The organism is Arhodomonas sp. KWT, from assembly GCF_010993615.1.
On the sequence record NZ_WNXE01000385.1, the window covers coordinates 1 to 1,689 of the forward strand.

2 protein-coding genes are annotated in these 1,689 nt (G+C 67.1%); both read right to left on the reverse strand.

Annotated elements, in window-relative coordinates; translation table 11 throughout:
- Positions 1–1,091, reverse strand: a 1,091-nt coding sequence (gene prpF / locus G7A99_RS19190; protein ID WP_163143220.1) for a 2-methylaconitate cis-trans isomerase PrpF, incomplete at its 3' end; no start/stop codon positions are given.
- Entirely contained in the window at positions 1,088–1,555 is a 468-nt protein-coding gene (locus G7A99_RS19195) for an endonuclease domain-containing protein (protein ID WP_371807636.1), read from the reverse strand. The genes prpF and G7A99_RS19195, both read right to left, overlap by 4 nt.
- Positions 1,556–1,689: the final 134 nt, after the last annotated feature.

Sequence of the window (1,689 nt, forward strand, 5' to 3'; positions counted from 1 at the left end):
CCGTCCACCTGCCGTGCCTCGGCGCCGACGCGGAGGGTGCCGCTGGGGTGGCCGAAGTGGACGGCGCTGCGGTCGTCACCGCCGGCGGCGAGGTTCACGAGCGTGCCGGGGATGGCGGCGGCGGTGGCGATGGCGACGGCGGCGGTGCCCATCATGGCGTGGTGGAGCTTGCCCATGGAGAGCGCGCGGACGAGCACGTCGATGTCCTCGGCCTTCACCGCTTTGCCGCTGGAGGCGGTGTAGCCCTTCGGCGGGGCGACGAAGGCGATTTTGGGGGTGTGCTGGCGGCTGGCGGCCTCCGCGACTTCGCTGAACAGGCCCATGCGCACGCCGCCGTGGGCGCGGATGGTCTCGAACATATCCAGAGCCTTTGGATCCTCGTTGATCGCGCCCTGGAGCTCGGTGCCGGTGTAGCCGACGTCCGAGGCGTTGACGAAGATGGTCGGAATGCCGGCGTTGATCATGGTGGCCTGGAAGGTGCCGACGCCGGGGACCTCCAAGTCGTCCACGATGTTGCCGGTGGGGAAGATCGCGCCGCCGCCGTCCGCCGGGTTCATGAACTCGATCTGGACCTCGGCGGCGGGGAAGGTGACGCCGTCCAGCTCGAAGTCGCCGGTCTCCTGCACCGCGCCGTCGGTGATCGGGATGTGGGCGACGATGGTCTTCTCGATGTTGGCCTGCCAGATGCGCACGGTGCAGTGGCCGTTCTCGGGGATGCGCCCGGCGTCGATGAGGCCGCTGTTGATGGCGAAGGCCCCCACGGCGGCGGTGAGGTTGCCACAGTTGCCACTCCAGTCGATGAAGGGCTTGTCGATGGAGACCTGGCCGAAGAGGTAGTCGATGTCGTGATCCGGGCTGTCCCTCCGGGAGAGGATCACGGTCTTGGACGTCGACGAGGTGGCGCCGCCCATGCCGTCGGTGTGCTTGCCGTACGGGTCGGGGCTGCCGATTACGCGCAGCAGCAGGGCGTCGCGGGCCGGGCCGGCCTGCTGCGCGGCTGCCGGGAGGTCGTCGAGGCGGAAGAAGACGCCCTTGCTGGTGCCGCCGCGCATGTAGGTGGCGGGGATGCGGATCTGTGGTGCGTGGGTCATGGGTATGTCTCTCTCGGTTGGCTTCCCCCTCTCCCCAACCCCTCTCCCGCCAGGGGAGAGGGGCTAGACGCCGGCTTCCCCGGATATCGAGGCTTTGGCTGCTCCCCTCTCCCCTCGTGGGAGAGGGGCTGGGGGAGAGGGGGCAAGCTGTTCAGGATGTCCTCTAAGACATGGTCCGTTTCGTTCAGTATCTGGTGGTTCCAGTAGCGCAGGACGGTAAAGCCCTGGGCCCGGAGCCAGGTGTCGCGCCGTTGGTCGGCCGCGCTTTCGTTGTGCTGGCCGCCGTCGCATTCGACGATCAGCCGTGCGCCGAAGTGGACGAAGTCCACGATGTACGGGCCGACCGGTTGCTGGCGGCGGAATTTCCGGCCGAGCATTCGATGGGCCCTGAGCTGGCGCCAGAGGATGCGTTCGGCATCCGTCATGTTCCGGCGCAGCGATTTCGCGAAACGCTTCTGGTCCATTGCAGTCTTCCCTGACCGGTTGAGATTTCGTCCGCTCCCTTCCCGGGAGCGGTAATTTGTGGTGGTCAAGTAATTTCGGACACCGCGATGGGTGGTTCGGCTGCCATTTGTCGTTCGTAGACGTTGGGAGGCAG